Source organism: Methylobacterium isbiliense, from assembly GCF_022179325.1.
GTDB lineage: Bacteria > Pseudomonadota > Alphaproteobacteria > Rhizobiales > Beijerinckiaceae > Methylobacterium > Methylobacterium isbiliense.
Map to the genome: position 1 here is coordinate 1 of NZ_BPQQ01000065.1, position 19,129 is coordinate 19,129.

The 19,129-nt window shown below is 69.5% G+C and carries 17 protein-coding genes; all 17 read left to right on the plus strand.

The genetic code is table 11. The annotated features are described in order from the left end of the window. The coding region (gene nuoF, locus MFF61_RS24545; RefSeq protein WP_238240210.1) for an NADH-quinone oxidoreductase subunit NuoF at positions 1-1,224 on the plus strand (1,224 nt) is incomplete at its 5' end. Positions 1,225-1,229: 5 nt separating this feature from the next. Continuing rightward, the gene (locus MFF61_RS24550) at positions 1,230-1,460 is read left to right on the plus strand and encodes a tropomyosin (RefSeq protein ID WP_238240213.1); all 231 of its coding nucleotides are present in this window, start codon (positions 1,230-1,232) and stop codon (positions 1,458-1,460) included. Positions 1,461-1,470: 10 nt separating this feature from the next. Further along, a complete protein-coding gene (nuoG, locus tag MFF61_RS24555) occupies positions 1,471-3,552 on the plus strand; it encodes an NADH-quinone oxidoreductase subunit NuoG (RefSeq protein WP_238240214.1) in 2,082 nt (693 codons plus the stop codon). Between the two features lie 9 nt (positions 3,553-3,561). Then, positions 3,562-4,584, plus strand: a complete 1,023-nt coding sequence (gene nuoH, locus MFF61_RS24560; protein WP_238240215.1) for an NADH-quinone oxidoreductase subunit NuoH — start codon at positions 3,562-3,564, stop codon at positions 4,582-4,584. A gap of 22 nt (positions 4,585-4,606) precedes the next feature. Next, complete coding sequence (gene nuoI / locus MFF61_RS24565) at positions 4,607-5,095, plus strand: NADH-quinone oxidoreductase subunit NuoI (RefSeq protein WP_238240216.1); 489 nt, start codon at positions 4,607-4,609, stop codon at positions 5,093-5,095. A gap of 218 nt (positions 5,096-5,313) precedes the next feature. After that, complete coding sequence (locus MFF61_RS24570; protein WP_238240217.1) at positions 5,314-5,934, plus strand: NADH-quinone oxidoreductase subunit J; 621 nt, start codon at positions 5,314-5,316, stop codon at positions 5,932-5,934. A 114-nt stretch (positions 5,935-6,048) separates the two neighbouring features. Further along, the gene (nuoK, locus tag MFF61_RS24575) at positions 6,049-6,354 is read left to right on the plus strand and encodes an NADH-quinone oxidoreductase subunit NuoK (RefSeq protein ID WP_238240218.1); all 306 of its coding nucleotides are present in this window, start codon (positions 6,049-6,051) and stop codon (positions 6,352-6,354) included. Between the two features lie 61 nt (positions 6,355-6,415). Continuing rightward, positions 6,416-8,539, plus strand: a complete 2,124-nt coding sequence (nuoL, locus tag MFF61_RS24580) for an NADH-quinone oxidoreductase subunit L (RefSeq protein WP_238240220.1) — start codon at positions 6,416-6,418, stop codon at positions 8,537-8,539. 40 nt (positions 8,540-8,579) lie between these two features. Continuing rightward, positions 8,580-10,100, plus strand: a complete 1,521-nt coding sequence (locus MFF61_RS24585; protein ID WP_238240222.1) for an NADH-quinone oxidoreductase subunit M — start codon at positions 8,580-8,582, stop codon at positions 10,098-10,100. Between the two features lie 10 nt (positions 10,101-10,110). Beyond that, positions 10,111-11,559 (plus strand): NADH-quinone oxidoreductase subunit NuoN, encoded by a 1,449-nt coding sequence (gene nuoN / locus MFF61_RS24590; RefSeq protein ID WP_238240223.1) that lies wholly within the window; start codon positions 10,111-10,113, stop codon positions 11,557-11,559. Positions 11,560-11,567: 8 nt separating this feature from the next. Beyond that, the gene (locus MFF61_RS24595) at positions 11,568-12,362 is read left to right on the plus strand and encodes a biotin--[acetyl-CoA-carboxylase] ligase (RefSeq protein WP_238240224.1); all 795 of its coding nucleotides are present in this window, start codon (positions 11,568-11,570) and stop codon (positions 12,360-12,362) included. A 171-nt stretch (positions 12,363-12,533) separates the two neighbouring features. After that, positions 12,534-14,207: a ribonuclease J gene (locus MFF61_RS24600; RefSeq protein WP_238240225.1), complete on the plus strand. Its 1,674-nt coding sequence runs from the start codon at positions 12,534-12,536 to the stop codon at positions 14,205-14,207. Positions 14,208-14,324: 117 nt separating this feature from the next. Continuing rightward, on the plus strand, positions 14,325-14,729 hold the full coding sequence (gene mce, locus MFF61_RS24605) for a methylmalonyl-CoA epimerase (RefSeq protein ID WP_238240226.1): 405 nt from the start codon (positions 14,325-14,327) through the stop codon (positions 14,727-14,729). A gap of 74 nt (positions 14,730-14,803) precedes the next feature. Further along, positions 14,804-15,070 (plus strand): DUF1467 family protein, encoded by a 267-nt coding sequence (locus MFF61_RS24610; protein ID WP_373324794.1) that lies wholly within the window; start codon positions 14,804-14,806, stop codon positions 15,068-15,070. Positions 15,071-15,603: 533 nt separating this feature from the next. Continuing rightward, on the plus strand, positions 15,604-16,938 hold the full coding sequence (proS, locus tag MFF61_RS24615; RefSeq protein WP_238240228.1) for a proline--tRNA ligase: 1,335 nt from the start codon (positions 15,604-15,606) through the stop codon (positions 16,936-16,938). 34 nt (positions 16,939-16,972) lie between these two features. Continuing rightward, a complete protein-coding gene (locus MFF61_RS24620) occupies positions 16,973-18,256 on the plus strand; it encodes a lipoprotein-releasing ABC transporter permease subunit (RefSeq protein WP_238240231.1) in 1,284 nt (427 codons plus the stop codon). 130 nt (positions 18,257-18,386) lie between these two features. Further along, positions 18,387-19,091, plus strand: coding sequence for an ABC transporter ATP-binding protein (locus MFF61_RS24625; protein ID WP_238240234.1), 705 nt, complete (start codon positions 18,387-18,389; stop codon positions 19,089-19,091). The last annotated feature ends 38 nt before the right edge of the window (positions 19,092-19,129 follow it).

A 19,129-nucleotide genomic window follows, 5' to 3' on the forward strand; every position in this document is an offset into this window, starting at 1 on the left:
GGCGCCTGGGACGGCACCAAGTTCCTGCTGGAGCAGGGCCGCGACTGGATCATCGAGGAGATGAAGAAGTCCGGCCTGCGCGGCCGCGGCGGGGCCGGCTTCTCCACCGGCCTCAAATGGTCGTTCATGCCCAAGAAGTCGGATGGGCGGCCGCACTACCTCGTGGTCAACGCCGACGAGTCCGAGCCCGGCACCTGCAAGGACCGGGAGATTATGCGGCACGACCCGCATCTCCTGATCGAGGGCTGCCTGCTCGCCTCCTTCGCGATGGGCGCGCATGCCGCCTACATCTACATCCGCGGCGAGTACGTGGCCGAGAAGCACGCGCTCCAGCGCGCCGTGGACGAGGCCTACGACGCGCGCCTGATCGGCCAGGACAACGTCCACGGCTATCCCTTCGACCTCTACGTCCATCACGGCGCGGGCGCCTACATCTGCGGCGAGGAGACCGCGCTGCTGGAGAGCCTGGAGGGCAAGAAGGGGATGCCGCGGCTGAAGCCGCCCTTCCCGGCCAATATGGGCCTCTACGGCTGCCCGACGACGGTGAACAACGTCGAGTCGATCGCGGTGGCGGGCACCATCCTGCGCCGGGGCGCGGCGTGGTTCGCCGGCATCGGCCGCCCGAACAACACCGGCACCAAGCTGTTCTGCGTCTCCGGCCACGTGAACCGGCCCTGCAACGTCGAGGAGGCGCTCGGCATCCCGTTCCGCGAACTGATCGACCGCCATTGCGGCGGCATCCGCGGCGGCTGGGACAACCTGCTCTGCGTCATCCCGGGCGGCTCCTCGGTGCCGCTGGTGCCCGCCGAGCAGATCATCGACGCGCCGATGGACTTCGACACCCTGCGCGGGCTGCAATCGGGCCTGGGCACCGCGGCCGTGATGGTGCTCGACAAGTCCACCGACATCGTCGCGGCCATCGCCCGCATCTCGTACTTCTACAAGCACGAGTCCTGCGGCCAGTGCACGCCCTGCCGGGAGGGCACGGGCTGGATGTGGCGCGTGATGCTGCGCATGGCGGAAGGGCGCGCGCAGAAGCGCGAGATCGACATGCTGCTCGACGTGACGAAGCAGATCGAGGGGCACACAATCTGCGCGCTCGGCGACGCCGCCGCGTGGCCGATCCAGGGCCTCATCCGCCACTTCCGTCCCGAGATCGAGAAGCGCATCGACCGCTACAGCGCCAACCCGCACAGCGACCCCGTGCCGATGGCGGCGGAGTAGGGACGATGGCCGATCAGCCGGACAATCTCATCCTCGTGTTCCTGCGTCGGATTGACGAGAAGGTCGACCGGCTCTCCGAAGAGATGCGCGAACTGAAGTCGCGTATGACCGACCTCGAGGAGCGCGTCGCCAAGGTCGAATTGTCCATCGCCGGCGTGAACCGGCGCATCGATCGCATCGAGGGGCGCCTCGAACGCATCGAGCGCCGCCTGGATCTCGTCGAAGCGCCCCACTGAGAAGAGTCACATGACCAAGATCGTCGTCGACGGCACCGAGGTCGATGTCCCGCCGGACTACACGCTGCTGCAGGCCTGTGAGGCAGCGGGCGCGGAGATCCCGCGCTTCTGCTTCCACGAGCGGCTGTCGATCGCCGGCAATTGCCGCATGTGCCTCGTGGAGCTCAAGGGCGCGCCCAAGCCCGTGGCCTCCTGCGCCTGGGGCGTGCGCGACTGCCGGCCCGGCCCGAACGGCGAGCCGCCGCAGGTCTCGACCAAGTCCGCGCTGACCAAGAAGGCGCGCGAGGGGGTGATGGAGTTCCTCCTCATCAACCACCCGCTCGATTGCCCGATCTGCGACCAGGGCGGCCATTGCGACCTGCAGGACCAGGCGATGGCCTACGGAGTCGATTCGACCCGCTACGGCGAGAACAAGCGCGCGGTCGAGGACAAGTACATCGGCCCGCTGGTGCGCACGGCGATGAACCGGTGCATCCACTGCACCCGCTGCGTGCGCTTCCTCGCCGAGGTGGCGGGCGTGCCGGATCTCGGGGCCATCGGCCGCGGCGAGGACATGGAGATCACCTCCTACCTCGAACAGGCGATGGAATCCGAACTGCAGGGCAACGTCGCGGACCTCTGTCCGGTGGGCGCCCTCGTGCACAAGCCGCAATCCTACAACGTGCGGCCCTGGGAGCTGTCGAAGACCGAATCCGTCGACGTGATGGATGCGGTCGGCTGCGCCATCCGGGTCGACACCCGCGGCCGCGAGGTGATGCAGATCGAGCCCCGGGTGAACGAGGCCATCAACGAGGAGTGGATCTCCGACAAGACCCGCCACGTGGTGGACGGGTTGCGGCTCCAGCGCCTCGACCGGCCGTACCTGCGCGAGAACGGCCGCCTGCGGCCGGCCTCCTGGGCGGAAGCCTTCGGGATGATCGTGGCCAAGCTGAAGGGCGCCGACCCGAAGCGCGTCGGCGCCATCGTCGGCGACCTCGCGGGCGTGGAGGAGATCTACGCGTTGAAGCGCCTGATGACGGCGCTCGGCGTGCAGAACCTCGATGGCCGCCAGGACGGCGCCCGGATCGACCCGGCCTGGGGCCGGGCCGCCTACACCTTCAACCCCACCATCGCCGGCATCGAGCAGGCGGACGCGATCCTTCTCGTCGGCGCCAATCCGCGCACCGAGGCCTCGCTCCTCAACGTGCGGATCCGCAAGCGCTGGCGGATGGCGCCGCTCCCGGTCGGGCTGATCGGCGAGGCCGCCGACCTCACCTACCCGCACACCTATCTGGGCGCCGGCCCCGAGACCCTGGCGGACCTCGCCGCGGGCCGGCACAGCTTCGCCGAGGTGCTGAAAGGCGCCTCGCACCCGCTCGTCATCGTCGGCCCCGGCGCGCTGGCGCGGCCGGACGGTCCCGCGATCCTGGCGGCGGCGGCGCGCTACGCGCAGGATCTCGGCGCGGTGAAGGACGGCTGGACCGGCTTTGCCGTGCTGCACGCGGCGGCCTCGCGGGTCGGCGCCCTCGACCTCGGCTTCGTGCCGGGGGAGGGCGGCCTCGACGTCGCGGCGATGGTCGCGCCGGGCGCGCTCGACGTGCTCTACAACCTCGGCGCCGACGAGGTGGAGGTCGCACCCGGCGCGTTCGTGATCTACCAGGGCACCCACGGCGACAAGGGCGCGCACCGGGCGGACGTGATCCTGCCGGGCGCCGCCTACACGGAAAAATCCGCCACCTACGTGAACACGGAGGGGCGGGTGCAGCTCGCCAACCGTGCGGGCTTCCCGCCGGGCGACGCCCGCGAGGACTGGGCGATCCTGCGCGCGCTCTCCGAGCCGCTGGGCCAGCGCCTGCCCTTCGATTCGCTGGCGCAGCTACGGCGCGCGCTGTACGCCGATCATCCGCATGTCGCCGGCATCGATCAGGTGGCGGCGACGGAGGCCGGCGCGGCCGTGGCGGCGCTCGCGGGGCTGGGCGGCGAGCCCTCGCGCGAGCCCTTCCGCAGCCCGGTGGTCGACTTCTACCTCACCAACCCGATCGCCCGCGCCTCGCGCGTGCTGGCGGAATGCTCGCAGCTCGCCCGCGAGCGCGTGCTGCAGGCCGCGGAGTAGGACCAGCCCATGAGCCTCACCGACATCCTGCTGACGGTCGGCCTCATCGCGCTGAAGAGCGTGGTGCTGCTGGTCGCGCTCCTCGTCTTCATCGCCTACGCGCTGCTCGCCGACCGCAAGATCTGGGCGGCGGTGCAGCTGCGGCGCGGCCCGAACGTCGTCGGGCCGTGGGGCCTGTTCCAGTCCTTCGCCGACCTCTTGAAGTTCGTCATCAAGGAGCCGGTGATCCCGGCGGGAGCCAACAAGACCTTCTTCCTGCTCGCGCCCTTCGTGTTCGCGGTGCTGGCGCTCTCGGCCTGGGCGGTGATCCCGCTGGCGGACGGCTGGGCCATCGCCGACATCAATGTCGGCATCACCTACATCTTCGCGATCTCGTCGCTCGGCGTGTACGGCGTGATCATGGGCGGTTGGGCGTCGAATTCGAAATACGCCTTCCTGGGCGCGCTCCGCTCAGCCGCGCAGATGGTTTCCTACGAGGTCTCGCTCGGCTTCGTGATCATCACCGTGCTGATGTGCGCGGGCTCCCTGAACCTGTCGCAGATCGTCCGCGCGCAGGACACCGCGCTCGGGATCTTCGGCTGGTACTGGCTCTGGCTCTTCCCGATGTTCGCGGTGTTCTTCGTCTCGGCGCTCGCCGAGACGAACCGCCCGCCCTTCGACCTGCCGGAGGCCGAATCCGAGCTCGTGGCGGGCTACATGGTCGAGTATTCGTCGACCCCCTACCTGCTGTTCATGCTCGGCGAGTACGTGGCGATCATCACCATGTGCGCGCTCGGCACGATCCTGTTCATGGGCGGCTGGCTCTCGCCGATCCCGTTCGCGCCCTTCACCTGGGTGCCGGGCGTGATCTGGTTCACCCTCAAGGCGAGCTTCCTGTTCTTCCTCATCGCCATGGTCAAGGCGATGGTGCCGCGCTACCGCTACGACCAGCTCATGCGTCTGGGATGGAAGGTCTTCCTGCCCCTGTCCCTCGTCATGGTCTTCGTCGTCGCCCTCGTCCTGAAATTGACCGGCCTCGCGCCGGTCTCCTGACACACCAACCGGAGATTGAGCGATGAGGCTCGATCAGGTCGCCCGCAGCCTGCTGCTCAAGGAGTTCGTGACGGGGTTCACCCTCGCCATGCGCTACCTGTTCAAGCCCAAGGCGACGATCAACTACCCCTTCGAGATGGGCCACCGCTCGCCGCGCTTCCGCGGCGAGCACGCGCTGCGCCGCTATCCCAACGGGGAGGAGCGCTGCATCGCCTGCAAGCTCTGCGAGGCGATCTGCCCGGCCCAGGCCATCACCATCGAGGCCGGCCCGCGCCGCAACGACGGCACGCGCCGCACCACCCGCTACGACATCGACATGGTGAAGTGCATCTATTGCGGCATGTGCCAGGAGGCCTGCCCGGTGGACGCCATCGTCGAGGGACCGAACTTCGAGTTCTCGGTCGAGACCCGCGAGGAGCTGCTCTACGACAAGCAGAAGCTGCTCGCGAACGGCGATCGGTGGGAGCGCGAGATCGCCCGCAACATCGCGGCGGACGCGCCGTACCGCTAGGGGGCAGCGGATCGCGAGCAGGGGACGTTCCAGGAGCCGGGCCGTCGAGGACGTCCTGAACCCCTCCATGCGCGATTCGCTCCTCCCTATTCGCGGGCCGCGCAGCGGCACCCCGTTGTGCACCGCAGGGGCGGGTTCTATAGACGGGCCGCCGGGAACCCGGGGCCGGATGTCGGCACCAGGCAGGAGGCCGCCGAGAGGCGGCGTGAGTTCAGCGCATGACCGCAGCCGCCGCCTTCTTCTACCTCTTCGCCGCGATCACGGTGGCCTCGGGCTTCATGGTGATCGCCTCGCGCAACCCCGTCAGCTCGGTGCTGTTCCTGATCCTCGCCTTCGTGAACGCCGCCGGCCTGTTCGTGCTGATGGGCGCCGAGTTCCTGGCGATGATCCTCGTGGTGGTCTATGTCGGCGCCGTCGCGGTGCTGTTCCTGTTCGTGGTGATGATGCTCGACGTCGACTTCGCCGAGCTGCGCCAGGGGTTCCAGGAATACCTGCCGGTGGGCGGCCTGATCGGCGCCGTGTTCCTGGTCGAGCTGCTGCTCGTGGTCGGCTCCTGGGCGATCGACCCCGGCCTCGTGCAGGCGCCGCTGGCGACGGCCCCGAGCGGTGAGCAGATGACGAACACGCGGGCGCTCGGGCTCGTCCTCTACACGAACTACTTCTTCTTCTTCCAGGTCGCCGGGCTGATCCTGCTCGTCGCGATGATCGGCGCGATCGTGCTGACGCTGCGCGACCGGCCGGGCGTCAAGCGCCAGGACATCGCGGTGCAGAACGCCCGCACCCAGGACATGGCGGTCGAGCTGCGCAAGGTGCCCAATCGCCAGGGCGTCGAGGTGTAGGCGGACGCGAAGGAATGTGAGGCGGGCTCTCCCTCTCCTGCCCCGGGAGAGGGATGGCCCGCGCCGGGATGCATGCACGCTGAGTGAGGCGGCCGCGACGCGGCCGAGAGGCAGATGATCGGTTTGAGCCACTACCTGACGGTCGCCGCGATCCTGTTCACGCTCGGCGTGCTCGGCATCTTCATCAACCGCAAGAACGTCATCGTGATCCTGATGTGCGTCGAGCTGATCCTGCTCGCCGTGAACATCAACCTCGTGGCGTTCTCCACCCATCTCGGCGACATCGTCGGGCAGGTCTTCGCCTTGTTCGTGCTGACGGTGGCGGCGGCGGAAGCCGCGATCGGCCTCGCGATCCTGGTGGTGTTCTTCCGCAACCGCGGCTCCATCGCGGTCGAGGACGTCAGCATGATGAAGGGCTGAGGGCGCCCTTCGCCGAGAGACTTTCCCGCGCCACCCGCCGCGCCGAGGCCGGACCCCGAGCATGTACCACGCGATCGTCTTCCTGCCCCTCATCGGCTCGCTCATCGCGGGCCTCTTCGGCCGCCGCATCGGCGCGAAGGCGAGCGAGGTGATCACCACCTCGATCCTGTTCTTCGCCGCCCTGCTGTCCTGGGTCGCCTTCTTCGAGGTCACCGGCGGGGCGGGCCACGGGGCGACGCGCGTACAGGTCGCGCACTGGTTCTCGGCCGGCGACCTCGTGGTGGACTGGGCCTTCCGGGCCGACACCCTCACCGTGGTGATGCTCGTCGTCGTCACCACCGTGTCGTCCCTCGTGCACCTCTACTCCATGGGCTACATGGAGGAGGACCCGCACCGGCCGCGCTTCTTCGCCTACCTGTCGCTGTTCACCTTCGCCATGCTGATGCTGGTGACGGCCGACAACCTCGTGCAGATGTTCTTCGGCTGGGAGGGCGTCGGCCTCGCCTCCTACCTGCTGATCGGCTTCTGGTACGAGAAGCCCTCCGCCAACGCCGCGGCCATGAAGGCCTTCATCGTCAACCGCGTCGGCGATTTCGGCTTCTCGCTCGGCATCTTCCTGGTCTTCGTGCTGTTCGGCTCGGTGGCCTTCGACGGCATCTTCCCGCGGGTCGCCGAGCTGAAGGACGCGCAGTTCCACTTCCTCGGCACCGACTGGCACGCGCTGACGCTGGCCTGCCTGCTGCTGTTCATGGGCGCAATGGGCAAGTCGGCGCAGTTCCTCCTGCACACCTGGCTCCCCGACGCCATGGAAGGACCCACCCCGGTCTCGGCCCTGATCCACGCGGCCACCATGGTGACGGCGGGCGTGTTCATGGTGGCGCGGCTCTCGCCGCTGTTCGAGGCGGCTCCCGCGGCGCTCACCGTCGTCACGGTGATCGGCGGCATCACGGCGTTCTTCGCCGCCACCATCGGTCTCGTGCAGAACGACATCAAGCGCGTCATCGCCTACTCGACCTGCTCGCAGCTCGGCTACATGTTCGTGGCGCTCGGCGTCGGCGCCTACGCGGCGGGCGTCTTCCACCTCTTCACCCACGCCTTCTTCAAGGCGCTGCTGTTCCTCGGGGCCGGCTCGGTCATCCACGCGATGCACCACGAGCAGGACATGCGGAACATGGGGGGCTTGCGCCGTCACATCCCCTTCACCAGCCTGATGATGACCATCGGGACGCTGGCGCTGATCGGCTTCCCGTTCACGGCCGGCTACTACTCGAAGGACGCGATCATCGAGGCGGCCTACATGTCGACGCGGCCGGGCCACGTGCTGGCCTTCCTGGCCACCGTCATCGCGGCCTTCTTCACCTCGTTCTACTCCTGGCGCCTGTTCTTCCTCACCTTCGAGGGGCCGGCCCGCTGGGGCGGCCACCACGGCCATGAGACGGCGCACCATGACGCCGCCCACCATGGCGCGGTCCACGCGGCCCATCCGATGGCCGCCGAGGCCGACGGCGCGCGGGGTCACCACGAGGGCGTCGCGCACGACAACAAGGGCCACGACGTCGAGCCCGCGCATCACGCGGCGCACGCCCACCACGACGACCACCACGCCCACACGCCGCACGAGAGCCCGCGGGTGATGACCATCCCGCTCGCCGTGCTGGCGCTCGGCGCGCTGTTCGCCGGCCTCGTGTTCAAGGACCGCTTCATCGGCGAGGGCATGGACGGGTTCTGGAAGGGCGCGCTGGCGCACGGCCCCGACAACCACATCATGCACGACATCCACAACGTGCCCGGCTGGGTCGCGCTGTCGCCCTTCGTGATGCTCGTGCTCGGCTTCCTGCTCGCCTACTGGATGTATATCCGCCGGCCGGAACTGCCGAACCAGCTCGCCGGGAGCCAGCCGCTGCTCTACCGCTTCCTGCTCAACAAGTGGTACTTCGACGAGATCTACGACGCCATCTTCGTGCGTCCGGCCAAGGGCTTCGGCAAGTTCCTCTGGACCGTGGGCGACGGGCGGGTGATCGACGGCATGGGGCCGAACGGGATCGCCGCCCGGGTTGTCGACGTCACCCGCGGCGTCGTCCGGCTCCAGACCGGCTACGTCTACCACTACGCCTTCGTGATGCTGATCGGCGTCGCGGCCCTCGTGAGCTGGTACCTGCTGACCGGCGTCGGAGGCGGCCACTGATGCCGTTCCTCCCCGCAGCGACTGACCGGAGACGCGTCTGATGTTCGGCCTCGGAATCCTCTCCGGCCTTCTCATCCTGCCGCTCGTCGGCGCCGCCTTCATCCTCACCCTGCAGGGCGACGAGGAATCCGTCCGGCGCAACGCCCGCTGGGCGGCGCTCGCCGCGACGGTCGCGACCTTCCTGCTCTCGCTCGTGGCCTGGGGCCGCTACGATTCCTCGACCGCGGCCTTCCAGCTCCTGGAGAGCCACGCGTGGCTCACCGAGACGATCCGGTTCAAGCTCGGCGTGGACGGCTTCTCGATGCCGCTCCTGCTGCTCACCACCTTCCTGATGCCGTTCTGCATCGCGGCCTCCTGGCACTCGATCGAGCACCGGGTGAAGGAATACTTCGTCGCCTTCCTGGTCCTCGAGACCACGATGATCGGCGTGTTCTGCGCGCTCGACCTCGTGCTGTTCTACCTGTTCTTCGAGGCCGGCCTGATCCCGATGTTCCTGATCATCGGCATCTGGGGCGGCAAGCGGCGGATCTACGCCTCGTTCAAGTTCTTCCTCTACACACTGCTCGGCTCGGTGCTGATGCTGCTCGCCATCATGGCGATGTACTGGTACGCCGGCACCACCGACATCCCGACGCTGCTCACCAAGCGCTTTCCGGCGCACATGCAGACTTGGCTGTGGCTGGCCTTCTTCGCCTCCTTCGCGGTGAAGATGCCGATGTGGCCGGTCCACACCTGGCTCCCCGACGCCCACGTCGAGGCGCCGACCGCGGGCTCGGTGATCCTGGCCGGCATCCTGCTGAAGATGGGCGGCTACGGCTTCATCCGGATCTCGCTGCCGATGCTGCCGGACGCATCGCACGACTTCGCGCCGCTCGTCTACGCGCTGTCGGTGGTGGCGATCATCTACACCTCGCTCGTCGCGCTGGTGCAGACCGACATCAAGAAGCTGATTGCCTACTCGTCGGTCGCCCATATGGGCTTCGTGACGCTGGGCCTCTTCACCATGACCGAGCAGGGCATCCAGGGCGCGCTGTTCCTGATGATCTCGCACGGCATCGTGTCGGGGGCGCTGTTCCTCTGCGTCGGCGTCGTCTACGACCGGATGCACACCCGCGAGATCGCGGCCTATGGCGGCCTCGTGAACCGGATGCCGCTCTACGCGGTGGCCATGATGGTGTTCACCATGGCGAATGTCGGCCTGCCCGGCACGTCGGGCTTCGTCGGCGAGTTCCTGGCCATGCTCGGGGCCTTCAAGGCCAACCCGATGGTGTCGTTCTTCTCGGTGTTCGGCATCATCCTGTCGGCGGCCTACGCCCTGTGGCTGTTCGCCCGGGTGATCTACGGCAAGCTCGACAAGCCGGAGCTGCAGGGGATCACCGATCTCGACCGCCGGGAAATCGCCATCCTCGCCCCGCTCGTGGTGCTGACGATCTACTACGGCATCCACCCGAGCCCGATCCTCGACGTCTTCGCCCCCTCCACGGAGGCGTTGATGCAGGGGGTTCGCGCCGCCCTCTCCACGACCCAGACCGCCGCTGCGGCCCTGCCGGTCGCGCACTAGAGATCCCGCGATGAACGCCGCCCAGATCGTCATGCCCGCCCTCGGGCCAGCCCTGCCGGAACTGATCCTCACGGTCGGCGTGCTGGTGCTGATCCTCTACGGCGCCTTCAAGGGCGAGCGCTCCGCCGAGGGCGTCACCGTGGGAGCGCTGATCGTGCTGATCGTCGCCCTGTTCGCGGTGGCGAGCCAGCCGCTCAGCGCCAAGATCACGACCCTCAACGGCTCCTTCATCGTCGACGGCTTCGCCCGGGTGATGAAGGCGCTGGTGCTGCTCGGCTCCATCGCCGCCTTGCTGCTCGCCCGCGACCTGTTCGAGCGCGAGCGCATCGCCCGGTTCGAGTACCCGATCCTGATCGTGCTCTCGTCGATCGGGATGCTGATCATGGTCTCGGCCAACGACCTGATCGGCCTCTATCTCGGCCTCGAACTGCAATCGCTCGCGGCCTACGTCATCGCCTCGTTCCACCGCGACGACGTGCGCTCGACGGAGGCCGGCCTGAAGTACTTCGTGCTCGGCGCGCTGTCGTCCGGCATGCTGCTCTACGGCGCCTCGCTGGTCTACGGCTTCACCGGGCACGTCTCCTTCCCGGGCATCGTCACGGCCCTGCGCGAGACCCAGGTCGGCCTCGGCGTGGTGCTCGGCATCGTCTTCGTGGCCGCGGGCGTCGCCTTCAAGCTCGCCGCGGTGCCGTTCCACATGTGGACGCCGGACGTCTACGAGGGCGCGCCGACCCCGGTCACCGCCTTCTTCGCCTCGGCCCCCAAGATGGCCGCGATGGCCATGGCGGTGCGGGTGTTCGTGGGCGCCTTCCCGGGCGTGATCGACGAGTGGCGCCAGATCATCGTCTTCGTCGCCATCGCCTCGATGGCGCTCGGCTCCTTCGCGGCGATCGGCCAGCGCAACATCAAGCGCCTGATGGCCTATTCGTCGATCGCGAATGTCGGCTACGCGTTGATCGGGCTCGCGGCCGGCACCCAGGAGGGCGTGCGCGGGGTCGTCGTCTACATGGCGGTCTACCTCGCCATGACGCTCGGCGCCTTCGCGGTCATCCTCGGGCTGCGCCGCGGCAACCGGATGTTCGACACCATCGACGACCTGTCGGGGCTCTCGCGCACCCATCCGTGGCTGGCCTTCTGCCTTGCCGCGATGATGTTCTCGCTCGCCGGCATCCCGCCGCTCGCCGGGTTCTTCGCGAAGTTCTACGTCTTCGCGGCGGCGATCCAGGCCGGCCTCGTCGCGCTCGCGGTGATCGGCGTGGTGACGAGCGTGATCGGCTCCTACTACTACCTGCGCATCGTCAAGGTGATGTACTTCGACGAGGCGCAGCCCGCCTACGAGCCGCTGGCGCCGGGCCTGCGCATCGTGCTGGCGGTGTCGAGCGTGGTGGTGATCCTGCTCGGCATCGTCCCGGCGCCGCTGGTCTCCATCGCCGGTACGGCCGCGCGCTCGCTGTTCTGACGCGCTGCATGGCCTATGCCCTCGACCCCGCGGCCGAGGCCGCGGGGTACAGCCTGGAGGTTCACGACAGTCTCGGCTCCACGAGCACGCTGGCGATGGAGCGCGCCCGCGCCGGGTTGCCCGCGCCCCTCTGGGTCGTGACGCGCCGCCAGACCGCCGGACGGGGCCGGCGCGGCAGCAGCTGGACCTCGCCGGCGGGGAACCTCGCCGCCAGCCTCGCATGGCCCGTGCCGGCCGGCCTGACGCCAGAGCGCGTCGCCACCCTCGGCTTCGTGGCGGGCGTGAGCCTGGAGCAGGCGCTGCGCCGCGCCTGCGGTCCCTCGCCGGATCCGGCGGCGGAGTTCCGCCTCAAATGGCCGAACGACGTGCTGGCGGGCGGTGCCAAGCTCGCCGGGATCCTGCTCGAATACGAGGCCGGGCCGGCCGGGGCGGCCGTGGTGATCGGCTTCGGCGTCAACGTGGCGGCGGCTCCTGAGGGGCTGCCCTACCCGGCGACGGCGCTTGCCGCCCTGGGCCGCCCGGCGGACGCACCGGGTCTGTTCCGGCTCCTCACCGGAACCTGGATGGCCGCCGCGGGGCTATGGGACGAGGGGCGGGGCTTTCCGGCGATCCGCGCGGCGTGGCTCGCGGCGGCGGCGGGCCTCGGCGGCCCCGTGACGGTGGAGGCGGGCGACACCCGCCTGACCGGCACCTTCGAGACGATCGATGCCGGCGGGCGCCTCGTGCTGCGCCTCGGCGACGGCACGCACCGGACCGTGTCGGCCGGCGCGGTGCATGTCGGTCGGGCCGCGGGGGCGATCTGACCGGTGCGCCGGAGCGGCGCCCGGACGGGCGACGGCGGCGCGACATACGAGACAGGCGGCGGCCCCGAGGGCCGGCCGCACGACCAGACCTGACGGCGCCGTGACCGTGACGGCAACAGGCCGTTTTCCCCAGAAGGGCCGCGACGGCGGCCCATGAGGTGTTGTGCGTCCATGACCACGAAAGGAGAGGAGCTCGTCTTCCTGCCGCTCGGCGGCGTCGGCGAGATCGGAATGAACGCGGCGCTCTACGGCTTCGGCCCGCCGGGCGCCCGCAAATGGATCATGGTCGATTGCGGCATGGGCTTCGCCAGCGAGGAGCACATGCCGGGCGTCGACCTGATGTACCCGGACCCGGCCTTCATCGAGAACGAGCGCAAGAACCTGCTCGGCATCCTGATCACGCACGGGCACGAGGACCATATCGGGGCGCTGGCCGAGCTGTGGCCCCGGCTCAAAGTGCCGGTCTACGCCACCAAGTTCACCAAGAACCTGATCGAGACGCGGCGCCTCTCCGAGCCGGGTGCACCGAAGATCGACCTGCGCGAGGTGCGGGCGCACGAGCGCCTGAGCTTCGGCCCCTTCGAGGTCGAGTACCTGCCGGTCGCCCACTCGATCCCGGAATCGCACGCGCTCGCCATCCGCACCGCCCACGGCCTCGTGCTCCACACCGGCGACTGGAAGCTCGACGACGGCCCGGTCGTCGGCAACGTCACCTCCGAGGAGGTCTTCGCGCGGCTCGGCGAGGAGGGCGTGCTCGCGCTGATCTGCGACTCGACCAACGTCACCCGCGAGGGCCGTTCGCCGAGCGAGACGGACGTGGCGGCGCACCTCGCCGAACTGATCCGCTCGGCGCCCCACCGGGTGGCGGTGACGACCTTCGCGTCGAACGTCGCCCGCATCCGCGCGGTGGCGGATGCCGCGCAGGCCTGCGGGCGCGAGATGGTGGCGGTCGGCCGCGCCATGGACCGGGTGATCGACGTCGCGCGCGAATGCGGCTACCTCGACGGCCTGCCGGATTTCCGCGAGCCGCAGGCCTACGGCTACCTGCCGCGCGACAAGGTGGTGGCGCTCCTCACCGGCTCGCAGGGCGAGCCGCGCGCGGCGCTCGCCCGCATCTCCCGCAACGACCACCCGGAGATCGCCCTCTCGCCGGGCGACCGGGTGATCTTCTCCTCGCGCGCGATCCCGGGCAACGAGCGGGAGGTCGGGGCGATCATCAACGACCTGATCGAGGCCGGCATCGAGGTCATCACCGACCGCACCGAACTCGTTCACGTCTCCGGCCATCCCCGCCGCGACGAACTCGCCGCGATGTATCGCTGGACCAAGCCGCGGATCGCGGTGCCGGTGCACGGCGAGCCGCTGCACTTGGCCGAGCACGCCACCTTCGCGCGCAAGCAGGGCGTGGAGCAGGTGGTGAAGGCGCGCAACGGCACCCTGATCCGCCTCGCCCCCGGCACTCCCGAGATCGTGGACCATGTGCAGCACGGGCGCCTCTACAAGGACGGCTTCGTGCTGATCGGCGAGAAGGACCGGGCGATCCCGGAGCGGCGCAAGCTCGCCTTCACGGGCATCGTCTCGGTGGCGATCGCCGTGGACCAGCAGGGCGGGATGAAGGGCGAGCCCGCGATCGACCTGATGGGCCTGCCGACCTACGGCCGCAAGGGCGAGGCCATCATCGACGTGGTCGAGGAGGCGATCGAACGCACCTTCGACGGCCTTTCGCGCCAGAAGCGGCGCGACTCGGAGGCGGTCGAGAACGCCATCGACCGCGCCATCCGCGCCGCCGTCAACGAGGTCTGGGGCAAGAAGCCCGCCTGCCACGTGCTGGTGGTCGAAGTCTGAGGCCGCCGCCGGCCCCTCGCCCGGAGGGGCCGGCCGGGATCAGACCATCGGCCGGATGGCCCGGCGCGCCGATCGTGTAGAACGGATGCGCGCATCACAGCGAGGAGCCTGGGACCCATGATCGGCCGGTTGAATCACGTCGCCATCGCGGTGAAGGATCTGGAGGCCGCGGCCCGGATCTACCGCGACACGCTCGGCGCCACCCTCTCGCCCCCGCTGCCCCAGCCCGAGCACGGCGTGACGGTGATCTTCGTCGAGCTGCCCAACAGCAAGATCGAACTCCTGGAGCCGCTCGGCGCCGACTCGCCGATCGCCGCCTTCCTGGAGCGCAACCCGGGCGGAGGCATCCATCACGTCTGCTACGAGGTCGACGACATCCTGGCGGCCCGCGACCACCTCAAGGGCGAGGGCGCGCGCATCCTCGGCTCGGGCGAGCCGCGCATCGGCGCGCACGGCAAGCCGGTGCTCTTCCTGCATCCCAAGGACTTCCTGGGCACCCTGGTCGAGCTGGAGCAGGCCTGAGACCCGTGCCGGACCGCCTCATCGCCACGGCCACCGCCTCGATCCCGCGCACGCTCGCGGTCTGCGTCCTCGCGATGCTGCCGGCCCTGCTCGTGGCCACGCGCGGGTTCGGCCTCACGTGGTTCGGGGCGGCAGCCCTCTACTTCGTGGTCTGGTGGACGCTGCTCTTCGCGGTCCTCCCGTTCCGCGCCAGGGACGATGGGACGCAGCCCTTCGTGCCGGGACAGGATCCGGGCGCGCCGCCGCTCCCCCAGATGCGCCGCAAGGCGCTCTGGACCACCCTCGTCTCGGACGTGGTGTTCGTCGCGGCGGTGGCGGCGTTCCCGCTCGCGGGCCTGTAGTCGGCTCATCAACGCGGCCCCGCGCTGCGGCGTCCGCCTCCTGCGGCAGCACTCGCGCTTCCGCTGCGGTCGCCGCCACAGACTTCTTCGGCATTGGCCCAAGCAGCCAATAAAAAAGCAAGGCTCGGAAGCCTTGCTCAAAATGCTTCTGGATGTTGTGTCAGCCTTCAGATTGGTCTTGCGCCACAAAGGGCGATTGGGCTGAACCTTCCTCCCGAGACTCGGACCTTGCGCGGCAGCTCATGAAGGCCGCCTGCGCATCATCGCGATGCCGCTTATAGGAATAAGAATTCGCATTGTCACCTGCCTGGAAGCAGGTTGATGCGATTTTTTGCATGGCTGAGCGAAAAACGCCCTTCAGACCCCCGGTTCCACCCTCCCGGCCCGCCGGTGCGCGCCGCCGTGGCGCCCGCCATCCGGGTCCGGTTGCGCGCCCTGGCGCTTGTCTTTTGCCGGGGCAATGTGTTGTGTGCCCGGGCGAGTCGCCGCGCCCGCCTCGCTCCGCGCGCTCCACCCCGGCGTCAAGGTCCCGCATGCGTCTCAGCCGATACTTCCTGCCCATCCTGCGCGAGACGCCCAAGGAGGCCGAGATCGTCTCGCACCGGCTGATGCTGCGCGCCGGCATGATCCGGCAGGAATCCGCCGGCATCTACGCGTGGCTGCCGCTCGGCTTAGCCGTCCTCAACCGGGTCTGCGCGGTGATCCGCGCCGAGCAGGACCGCAGCGGCGCGGTCGAGATCCTGATGCCGACGATCCAGTCGGCCGAACTCTGGCGCGAGTCGGGGCGCTACGAGGCCTACGGCAAGGAGATGCTGCGCATCCGCGACCGGCACGAACGCGAGATGCTGTTCGGGCCCACCAACGAGGAGATGGTGACGGAGATCTTCCGCGCCGCCATCCGCTCCTACAAGGACCTGCCGAAGAACCTCTACCAGATCCAATGGAAGTTCCGCGACGAGGTGCGCCCGCGCTTCGGCACCATGCGCTCGCGCGAGTTCCTGATGAAGGACGCCTATTCCTTCGACCTCGACCAAGCCGGCGCCCGGCACGCCTACAACAAGATGTTCGTGGCCTATCTGCGCACCTTCGCGCGGCTCGGCCTCAAGGCGATCCCGATGCGGGCCGAGACCGGGCCGATCGGCGGCGACCTCAGCCACGAGTTCATCATCCTGGCCCAGACCGGCGAGAGCGAGGTCTTCTGCGACCGCGCCTATCTGGACTTCCCGGTGCCCGCGGCCGGCACCGACTTCGACGACGTCGCGGGGCTCCAGGGCATTGTCGACCACTGGACCTCGCGCTACGCCGCCACCTCCGAGATGCACGACGCCGACGCCTTCGCGGCGGTGCCGGAGGCCGAGCGGATGGCCGCGCGCGGCATCGAGGTCGGCCACATCTTCTACTTCGGCACCAAGTACTCCGAGCCGATGGGCGCGCGCGTCACCGGGCCGGACGGCCAGGAGCGGCCGGTGCATATGGGCTCCTACGGCATTGGGCCGAGCCGGCTCGTCGCCGCGATCATCGAGGCGAGCCACGACGAGGCGGGCATCGTTTGGCCCGACGCGGTCGCGCCTTTCGACGTCGCGCTCCTCAACCTCAAGACCGGCGATGCGGCGACCGACGCGGCCTGCGCGTCGATCCAGGGCGAGCTGGAGGCCGCCGGTCTCACGGTGCTGTACGACGACCGCGACGAGCGCCCGGGCGCCAAGTTCGCCAGCGCCGACCTGATCGGCCTGCCCTGGCAGGTGATCGTCGGCCCGAAGGGCCTGGCCGACGGCATGATCGAGCTGAAGCGGCGCGCCACCGGCGCGCGCGAGAGCGTGGCGCCGCAGGCCCTGGTCGAGCGCCTGCGGCAGGGGAGGGCGGGGTGAGCGGCGTCCGGTCCGGCCTCCCGAGCGACCCGCGATGATCCAGGCGCTCCGCGACCGCCTCGCCGGCCCGCGGACCGGCACCGCGCCCTTCGCGCCCTTCGAGTGGACGATCGCGGGCCGCTACCTGCGCACCCGCCGCAAGGAGGGCTTCGTCTCGGCGATCGCCCTGTTCTCCTTCCTCGGCATCATGCTCGGCGTCGCCACGCTGATCATCGTGCTGTCGGTGATGAGCGGGTTCCGCAAGGAACTCCTCTCCAAGATCGTCGGCATCAACGGCCACATCTTCGTGGCGCCGATCGACAAGCCGCTCACCGACTTCGCCGACCTGACCGACCGGCTCTCCAAGGTGGCCGGGGTGACCCTGGCCCTGCCCCTCGTGGAGGGGCAGGCCTTCGCCTCCTCCCCGTACGGCGGATCCGGCGTGCTGGTGCGCGGGGTGCGGGCGGAGGATCTGCGGCGGATCCCGGCGGTGGCGGGCAATATCCGGGGCGGGTCGCTCGACACCTTCGATGCGGGCGCAGGCGTCGCGATCGGCCGGCGCCTCGCCGAATCGCTCGGTCTGCAGGCCGGCGACACGATCACGCTCGCGACCCCGAAGGGCGCCACCACGCCCTTCGGCACCGCCCCGCGCATCAAGAGCTACGCGGTGGCGGCGGTGTTCGAGATCGGCATGTCGGAGTTCGACGCGAGCTTCGTCTACATGCCGCTCGCCGAGGCGCAGGGATTCTTCAACCGCGACGGCGACGTCTCGGTGATCGAGATCTTCATCGACGATGCCGACGCGGTGGGCGAGGCGCGCGGCGCCCTCGAACTCGCCGCCGAGCGGCCGGTGGTGCTCACCGACTGGCGCCAGCGCAACCGCACCTTCTTCTCCGCCCTGGAGGTGGAGCGCAACGTCATGTTCATCATCCTGACGCTGATCGTGCTGGTGGCGGCGCTCAACATCGTGTCGAGCTTGATCATGCTGGTGAAGGACAAGGCGAGCGACATCGCGATCCTGCGCACCATGGGGGCCACCCGGGGCACGATCATGCGGGTCTTCCTCATCACGGGGGCGTCGATCGGCTTCGTCGGCACCCTGGTGGGCTGCCTGCTCGGCATCGTGTTCGCGGCCAACATCACGCTGATCCAGCGCACGCTGCTGCCGGGCGTGTGGGACCCCACCGTGCGCTTCCTCTCGGAGATCCCCTCGGAGATCAATCCGGGCGAGGTGGCGGCGGTGGTGCTGATGTCCCTGGTCCTGTCGCTCCTCGCCACCCTCTACCCGTCCTGGCGCGCGGCCCGGCTCGACCCGGTGCAGGCCCTGCGCTACGGCTGAGGCCGTCCCTGTCCTTCGAACGCGCGGCGGCCTCCGCCCGCGCTGGTGTGTTGCGTCCGATGCCGTTTTGCGCCCTCGCCTCCGCCCTCCTCCCGCCGCGCGCTCGCGCGCCGCACGGGTGAGCACCGGCATGGACGCCTCCCAGCCCCAGCAGCCGGTCCCGGCCCTCTTTCTCTCCCGCGTCGAGCGCCGCTACCGCCAGGCGGAGGGCAGCCTCGACATCCTGCGCGGGGCCGACCTCGCGATCTGGCCCGGCGAGATCGTGGCGCTCGTTGCGCCCTCCGGCACCGGCAAGTCGACGCTCCTGCACGTGGCGGGTCTGCTGGAGCGGCCGGACGGCGGCGAGGTCTATGTCGGCGGCCAGCCCAGCGCCCGCATGGACGATGCCGCCCGTACGCGGATGCGCCGGGAGGAGATGGGCTTCGTCTACCAGGCCCACCATCTGCTGCCCGAATTCTCCGCCCTGGAGAACGTGGTGCTGCCCCAGCTGATCCGCGGCCTCGCCGCCGCCGAGGCGCGCTCGCGGGCGGCCGAACTCCTGACCTTCCTGGGTCTCAAGGACCGCCTGTCGCATCGTCCGGCCGAGCTGTCGGGCGGCGAGCAGCAGCGCGTCGCCATCGCGCGCGCGGTCGCCAACGGGCCGCGCCTGCTGCTCGCCGACGAGCCGACCGGCAACCTCGACCCCCAGACCGCCGCGCACGTCTTCGCCATCCTGGTCTCGCTGGTGCGGGCCTCAGGGGTGGCGGCGCTGATCGCCACCCACAATTTCGACCTCGCCGCCCGGATGGACCGGCGGGTGACGATCCGCGACGGGCTCGTGGTGCAGGTGGCGTGAGGGGGCGCCCTCGGGCGCAGGTGTTCAGGCGAAGGTGT

What these genes read in the sequence shown, in the direction of transcription:
- mce (WP_238240226.1), top strand. Translation starts at nt 14,325, where the DNA reads ATGATCGGCCGGTTGAATCACGTCGCCATCGCGGTGAAGGATCTGGAG.
- nuoL (WP_238240220.1), top strand. Translation starts at nt 6,416, where the DNA reads ATGTACCACGCGATCGTCTTCCTGCCCCTCATCGGCTCGCTCATCGCG.
- MFF61_RS24550 (WP_238240213.1), top strand. Translation starts at nt 1,230, where the DNA reads ATGGCCGATCAGCCGGACAATCTCATCCTCGTGTTCCTGCGTCGGATT.
- MFF61_RS24570 (WP_238240217.1), top strand. Translation starts at nt 5,314, where the DNA reads ATGACCGCAGCCGCCGCCTTCTTCTACCTCTTCGCCGCGATCACGGTG.
- MFF61_RS24595 (WP_238240224.1), top strand. Translation starts at nt 11,568, where the DNA reads ATGGCCTATGCCCTCGACCCCGCGGCCGAGGCCGCGGGGTACAGCCTG.
- nuoI (WP_238240216.1), top strand. Translation starts at nt 4,607, where the DNA reads ATGAGGCTCGATCAGGTCGCCCGCAGCCTGCTGCTCAAGGAGTTCGTG.
- MFF61_RS24585 (WP_238240222.1), top strand. Translation starts at nt 8,580, where the DNA reads ATGTTCGGCCTCGGAATCCTCTCCGGCCTTCTCATCCTGCCGCTCGTC.
- MFF61_RS24620 (WP_238240231.1), top strand. Translation starts at nt 16,973, where the DNA reads ATGATCCAGGCGCTCCGCGACCGCCTCGCCGGCCCGCGGACCGGCACC.
- MFF61_RS24625 (WP_238240234.1), top strand. Translation starts at nt 18,387, where the DNA reads ATGGACGCCTCCCAGCCCCAGCAGCCGGTCCCGGCCCTCTTTCTCTCC.
- nuoH (WP_238240215.1), top strand. Translation starts at nt 3,562, where the DNA reads ATGAGCCTCACCGACATCCTGCTGACGGTCGGCCTCATCGCGCTGAAG.
- proS (WP_238240228.1), top strand. Translation starts at nt 15,604, where the DNA reads ATGCGTCTCAGCCGATACTTCCTGCCCATCCTGCGCGAGACGCCCAAG.
- MFF61_RS24600 (WP_238240225.1), top strand. Translation starts at nt 12,534, where the DNA reads ATGACCACGAAAGGAGAGGAGCTCGTCTTCCTGCCGCTCGGCGGCGTC.
- MFF61_RS24610 (WP_373324794.1), top strand. Translation starts at nt 14,804, where the DNA reads ATGCTGCCGGCCCTGCTCGTGGCCACGCGCGGGTTCGGCCTCACGTGG.
- nuoN (WP_238240223.1), top strand. Translation starts at nt 10,111, where the DNA reads ATGAACGCCGCCCAGATCGTCATGCCCGCCCTCGGGCCAGCCCTGCCG.
- nuoG (WP_238240214.1), top strand. Translation starts at nt 1,471, where the DNA reads ATGACCAAGATCGTCGTCGACGGCACCGAGGTCGATGTCCCGCCGGAC.
- nuoK (WP_238240218.1), top strand. Translation starts at nt 6,049, where the DNA reads ATGATCGGTTTGAGCCACTACCTGACGGTCGCCGCGATCCTGTTCACG.